At 61.6% G+C, this 6497-nt stretch carries 5 protein-coding genes; 2 read left to right on the top strand and 3 right to left on the bottom strand.

The window, feature by feature from the left end:
• Nucleotides 1-567 (top strand): ATP-binding protein (locus AC1DLB_RS17900; protein WP_477785376.1); only part of this gene is annotated, 567 nt, incomplete at its 5' end.
• 6 nt (nucleotides 568-573) lie between these two features.
• Here the strand turns inward: AC1DLB_RS17900 and AC1DLB_RS17895 are convergent.
• From AC1DLB_RS17895 to AC1DLB_RS17885, 3 genes are all read right to left on the bottom strand, one after another.
• Entirely contained in the window at nucleotides 574-1788 is a 1215-nt protein-coding gene (locus AC1DLB_RS17895) for an aldose 1-epimerase family protein (protein WP_477743572.1), read from the bottom strand.
• Between the two features lie 182 nt (nucleotides 1789-1970).
• Nucleotides 1971-3947 carry a methyl-accepting chemotaxis protein gene (locus tag AC1DLB_RS17890; RefSeq protein ID WP_477785375.1) on the bottom strand — a complete coding sequence of 659 codons (1977 nt, stop codon included), beginning with the start codon at nucleotides 3945-3947 and terminating at the stop codon, nucleotides 1971-1973.
• A 185-nt stretch (nucleotides 3948-4132) separates the two neighbouring features.
• Nucleotides 4133-5053, bottom strand: a complete 921-nt coding sequence (locus AC1DLB_RS17885) for a LysR substrate-binding domain-containing protein (protein ID WP_477785374.1) — start codon at nucleotides 5051-5053, stop codon at nucleotides 4133-4135.
• Nucleotides 5054-5210: 157 nt separating this feature from the next.
• Here AC1DLB_RS17885 and AC1DLB_RS17880 point away from each other — a divergent pair.
• Nucleotides 5211-6497, top strand: a 1287-nt coding sequence (locus AC1DLB_RS17880; protein ID WP_477785373.1) for a NorM family multidrug efflux MATE transporter, incomplete at its 3' end; no start/stop codon positions are given.

The following is a 6497-nucleotide window of genomic DNA, read 5'->3' as shown; positions in this document are numbered from 1 at the left end:
GTATTGGAGGTGTTGAGAGAGCCATTGGAATCCGGCCACATCGTGATTTCCCGCGCCAAGGACCGCGTTCGCTTTCCGGCGCGCTTTCAATTGGTGGCTGCGATGAATCCCTGCCCCTGTGGATATCTTGGCGAGCCAAGCGGCCGTTGTTCATGTACGCCGGACATGGTGCAGCGCTATCGCAACAAGCTGTCGGGGCCGCTGCTGGACCGCATCGATCTGCACCTGACGGTTGCTCGTGAGGCCACGGCGTTGAATCCTGCGTTGAAACCCGGCGACGATACAGCCACCGCCGCCGAGTTGGTTGCCGATGCAAGAGAGCGGCAACACAAACGCCAGGGTTGCGCCAATGCCTTCCTCGACCTGCCAGGCCTACGCCGGCACTGTAAGTTATCCACAGCCGATGAAAACTGGCTGGAATCCGCCTGCGAGCGTTTAACGCTGTCGTTGCGAGCGGCCCATCGACTGCTCAAGGTCGCGCGCACGCTGGCGGACCTTGAACAAGCCGACGGGATCAGACGCGAACACTTGGCCGAAGCGCTGCAATATCGGCCAACAACGCTCTAGTCCGTATCACCCCTTGGTCAGATCAACCAACGGCGTCTGCCGCACTTCAGTCTCCCGACCACCCTGAATCTCGCTCACCCGCTTCAACGCCTTATCCACAGCCGCCTTATCCGCCAACAAGCTGTAGCTGATACGGAACTGCTTCTGTTCCTTCGGCGCAATTGTCGGCACCAGGTTCAGTGGCCGCTGATACCGGCGGTTATAGGAAAAGCTCGTTCCCGGCTCCAGCCCCGTAACATAGCCCTGGCCCTGGGTATCGGTGTTTTTCCACAGGGAGAACACCGGCAGTGTTTGAGTGTTGAAGCCGACCGAGACACCCAGGCTGCCGGCCTTGTTATGCAGCACGGTCAACGTATCGCCCTTGGCATCGGCATACGGCACCACGTTGTAAACCGTTTCGTCGTAGTCCTTGGTCGGTGCGCGGTAGGTTTGCCAGTCCGGCAAATCGCCCTTGGCTTTGTCGTTGAACGGCGACACCTGCTTCACCGGAGCGGCGAAACGGGCGCCCTGTTCCAGGAACGGAGTGCTGAAGTTGCTGTGATACAGCGCCTGGTATTCCTTCGGATAATCACCATTGTTGGTCAGGGTGTCGTTGAGGGTGAACACTACGCTGCCGGGCTCGGTAACCAGTTCGGTCGCGACGGAGAAGTCGACTTTCTTGAATGCCTGCTCTTTCAGTTCACCGCGCAGGCTGATGGCGTATGGCGGTTTTTCATCAATGTGCAGGGTGACTTTGTTGGCCGGGATGTTGGCGGCGCGACCGTGCAGGGTCAGCAGCTCGCCATTGTCCATGCCGGGATGGCCGACCCATTCGTAGCCGCAGCGGGTGACCAGTTCATTGAAACCTTCCAGCCAGCCCAGGCCACCGCGGCCGTTGAGTTCGATGAAGGACGGGTTGACCACTTCCTTGACCGGCGAATCCCAGCCCATGCGCACATTGCCGACCGAAGCTTGCAGCACGTTCATGCCGCGAGTCGGCACCACCGAGAGTTTCATCGCGCCATTATCGATGTCGACAATGCTGACGCCCTCCTGCCGACCGCCATGCAAGGTGCGCAGGGTCACGGAGAAGGGCTTGTCGGTTTTCACGCCGAGTTGCTGGCTGGTGATCTGCCAGTTCTGGGCGGCTTTGTCGGTATCGAGCAGGACGTAATCCCAGGCCATGGCGTGGGAAGCAGCGGACAGTGCGCTGAGGGCAACGAAGAGTTTGAGCGGGGTCATGGCAGCAGCCTTTCTTGGAGTTGTGCCATTTTTATAAACTTGAAGAAACGTTTCAGCAAGCATAAAAATCGAGATCACGACGGCAAACGCCAAATGATCGTCGATACGGGGCTTGTGGATAACGCGCAGAATCGAGTTGATGCCATCGCGAGCCTGCTCGCGATGGCTGTTTCGGAGGCGCCTCAGCGGAACCGGTCAACCTCATGCCGCAAGTCCGCCGCGAGCTTCTCCAGCTCTTTGGCAGTCACCGCCAGGTTCGACACCACTTCCCGCTGCTCACTGTTCGCCAAGGCAATGCTTTGCAGGTTGCTGCTGAGCAAGGTCGCGGTGCTGCTTTGCTCCTGGGTCGCGGTGGTGATGGCGGCGAATTGCTGACCGGCCGAGCGACTTTGCTCATCGATTCGCGCCAGGGCTGAGGCGACGTTGGCGTTGCGCGACAAGCCTTCCTGCATCAGCACGTTACCCTGCTCCATGGTGCTGATCGCGTTGCCGGTTTCCTGCTGGATACTTTGGATCATCCCGGAAATTTCGTCAGTGGCCTGGCGAGTGCGTGAAGCCAGGTTGCGCACCTCATCGGCCACCACCGCAAACCCACGACCTTGTTCACCGGCACGGGCGGCTTCGATGGCAGCGTTGAGCGCCAGCAAATTGGTTTGCTCGGCGATCGCGGTGATCACCCCGACGATGCCGCCGATTTCCTGGGAGCGCTGACCCAAGGTGTTGATTACCGTCGCGGTGCTGTTCAGCGCACCGGCGATTTGCTCCAGGGATGAGGACGCTTCGTCCATCGACGTACGACCGATCTGGGTTTGCTGTGCGTTTTCCTGCGCCAGGCGCTGGGTGTTGCCCATGTTGTCGGCGATGTTCAGCGAGGTGGCGCTGAATTCTTCCACGGCGCCGGCCATGCTGGTGATTTCGCCGGACTGCTGCYCCATCCCTTCATAGGCACCACCGGACAAGCCAGACAACGCCTGGGCGCGGCTGTTGACCTCTTCCGAGGCTCTACGAATGTGCTCGACCATGGTCGACAAGGCCTGGCTCATCTGGTTGAAAGCGCGGGCCAACTGACCGATTTCGTCGTTGCTCGACACGTTCAGGCGCACGCTCAAATCACCGGCCCCCAAGGCTTCGGCCTGACGCACCAGATCCCCCAGCGGCGCCAGTTTGCTGCGCAACAACCAGACCGCCGAACCCACCGCCAGCAACATCGCCAACAGGCTGCCGATGGCCAGACGAATGCCGACGCTCCAGGTCACCGCGCGGATTTCCGCTTTCGGCATGCTCGCCACCACCGACCATGGGCCGCCTTCGAACGGCACGGCAATGCTGTAGAAGTCTTGCGACTTGTCGCTCCAGAAATCGCCCTTGCCCGGTGTCTTGGCCAGACCGACGATGGCCGGTGCTGCCACGTCCAACGCTTGCACACCGGCGATCGGCACCAGCCATTTGTTCTGCTCATCGAGCAGCGCCAGGGAGCCGGTCTGGCCGATGCGGAAGCGCTTGAGGTTTTCGAACTGGGCGTTCTGGGCGTCGGTGTAATCGAATCCTACGAACAGCACGGCAATCACCTTACCGCCGCTGTCGCGTACGGGGGTGTACTGAGTCATGTAGGACCGTTCGAAGAGCAWGGCGCGACCGACGTAGCTCTGCCCGGCCATCAAGCGCGCATAAGCCGGGTGAGCGTGATCCAGCAATGTGCCGATGGCCCGGGTGCCGTCCTGTTTGCTCAGGGACGTGCTGACCCGGATGAAGTCTTCGCCACTGCGCACGAACAGCGTCGCAACGCCGGCAGTCATTTGCTTGAACTCATCCACTTCCTTGAAGTTGTTGTTCAACACTTCGCCACCCAGGTGCAGGCCCGGGGTCTGCACGCCCGCCACGGTCACCGGCTCATCCGGATGCACGCTCAAACCGGCGCTGAAGCGCTTCTCGAACAGGCCGCTGAGGCGCTGGGTACTCTCACGCAACGTGCCGTGGAACGTGCTCAGCTGATCGGCCAGCAGCCGCGCCTCGCTGGCCAGGTGCTCTTCGCGGGTGGCGAGGTTGGCGGCGTCCAGCGAGCGCAGGGCAAACACGGTGCTGCCGCTGATGACAATCGCCAGTATCACGGCAAGCGCAAGACCCAGCTGTGAGGCAATCCGAGCACGAGGTTGAGACATGACAGCTCCTGACCCAGTGGGCCGGATCATCCTGATCCCGTCGCACTCGGCTAAATTTCTGATAGAGGGGAAAACGTGGAGCCTGGTACGAAGGTTCCATCAGCAGATTTTCGGCGGCAAAGCCGAATACTTGAGTGATTAACGGGGATATGGCTCAAGGCCGCCATTGCAGCGGCTCCATCGATTCAACCCAGGCGTTCGACATCCGGTAATTCCATGGCCCGGACTTCGCCTTGCAGGAAATCGCTGAGCCGGCGCAAACGTTCACCTCCCGGGCGGGTTTTCGGCCAGACCAGGTAATAATTCTCACCGCTGGCGACGGCCGTCGGCCACGGCAAACTCAGACGTCCCTGCGCGACATCCTCCGCCACCATCAGCAAATCACCCATGGACACGCCGTAGCCGCGGGCGGCAGCGATCATGCCCAGCTCCAGGGTGTCGAACACCTGCCCGCCCTTGAGCGAGACCTGATCGCTCAGGCCCATGCGCTCCAGCCAGTTGCGCCRGTCACGGCGGTCCGGCGTCGGGTGCAGCAGTTCGGTGCTGGCCAGGCGCGCAACGTCCCACGGTTGATCCTTCAGCAGATTCGGCGCGCCCACCGGAATCAACTCTTCGGGGAACAGCAAAGTCGTCTCCCAGTCCGGTGGAAAATGTCCGTTGCTGAGGATGACGGCGCAGTCGAAGGGTTCGTGGTTGAAGTCCACCGTATCGACGTCCATCCAGGCGCTGGTCAATTGCACCTCGTTCCCCGGTCGCAGGTGGCGAAAGCGACTGAGCCGCGCCAACAGCCAACGCATGGTCAGGGTCGACGGGGCTTTCATGCGCAGGATGTCGTCCTCGGCACGCAGGGTATTGCAGGCTCGTTCCAGGGCGGTGAAACCTTCGCGAATGCCCGGCAGGATCAGCCGCGCCGATTCGGTCAGTTGCAGGTTGCGCCCGCTGCGATGAAACAGCCGACAGGCGAAATGCTCTTCGAGCGTACGAATGTGCCGGCTGACCGCACTTTGCGTGATCGACAACTCTTCGGCGGCGCGGGTAAACGAACTATGCCGCGCCGCCGCTTCGAATGCTCGAAGGGCATACAAGGGAGGGAGACGACGAGACATTGGGAAACCTCCTATAGCGCGATTGCCTCAACTTATCAGAAAGTCCCGAGCATGAGTTTTAATCATGCTACCCATCCTTTTTATCCCTTTGTGGAAACCCCGCAGAGCGCCGAGAATCRACGCTTCCTGTTCTCTCTGACAATCGAGCGTGATGATCATGCAGCATCCAGCGCGTATTGAACTCTGGGCCATCCTGCGGCTGGCGGGGCCGTTGATTGCCTCGCAGTTGGCGCACATGTTGATGGTCCTCACCGACACCTTGATGATGGCGCGCCTGAGTCCCGAGGCGCTGGCCGGCGGCGGTCTGGGCGCGGCGACGTATTCGTTCGTGTCGATCTTCTGCATCGGCGTGATCGCGGCGGTCGGCACCCTGGTGGCGATCCGTCAGGGCGCGGGCGACATCATCGGCGCAGCGCGGCTGACCCAGGCCGGTTTGTGGCTGGCCTGGTTGATGGCGCTGGTGGCGGGTCTGCTGCTGTGGAACCTCAAACCGGTGTTGCTGCTGTTCGGCCAGACCGCAACCAACGTCCAGGCCGCCGGCCAGTTTCTGTTGATCCTGCCGTTCGCCCTGCCCGGCTACCTGAGTTTCATGGCACTGCGCGGCTTCACCAGCGCGATCGGCCGGGCGACGCCGGTGATGGTCATCAGCCTCGGCGGCACCGTGGCCAACTTCCTGCTCAACTATGCGTTGATCACCGGCATGTTCGGCCTGCCGAAAATGGGCCTGATGGGCATCGGTCTGGTCACAGCGATCGTGGCCAACCTGATGGCGCTGGCGCTCGCGCTGCACATTCGTCGGCACCCGGCCTATGACGCTTATCCGTTGCGCCAGGGGCTGTCGCGGCCCAATCGTCAGTACTTGAAGGAATTGTGGCGCCTGGGCCTGCCGATTGGCGGCACCTATGCGGTGGAAGTCGGCCTGTTTGCCTTCGCCGCGCTGTGCATGGGCACCATGGGCAGTACGCAACTGGCGGCGCACCAGATCGCCCYGCAAATCGTCTCGGTGGCGTTCATGGTGCCGGCGGGGCTTTCCTACGCGATCACCATGCGCATCGGCCAGCATTACGGCGCCGGGCAATTGCTGGATGCGCGGCTGGCCGGACGAGTCGGGATCGCCTTCGGGGCGGTGTCGATGCTGGGGTTTGCGATGGTCTTCTGGCTGCTGCCGAATCAGTTGATCGGCTTGTTCCTCGACCACAACGACCCAGCCTTTCGCCCGGTCATCGAACTGGCCGTGAGCTTGTTGGCGGTGGCGGCGTGGTTCGAGCTGTTCGACGGCACGCAAACCATTGCCATGGGCTGCATTCGCGGACTCAAGGATGCCAAGACCACGTTCCTGGTGGGTTTGGGCTGCTATTGGCTGATTGGTGCGCCGGCCGCGTGGTGGATGGCCTTCCATCTGAACTGGGGGCCGACGGGCGTCTGGTGGGGGTTGGCGCTGGGG

This window comes from Pseudomonas sp. 05N434, from assembly GCF_056396965.1.
The sequence above is the reverse complement of the archived record's forward strand: the minus strand, read 5'-3'. Positions and strand labels throughout refer to the sequence as shown.

Coding starts and splice junctions, on each gene's coding strand:
- AC1DLB_RS17895 (WP_477743572.1), bottom strand. CDS start 1,788: ATGACCCCGCTCAAACTCTTCGTTGCCCTCAGCGCACTGTCCGCTGCT.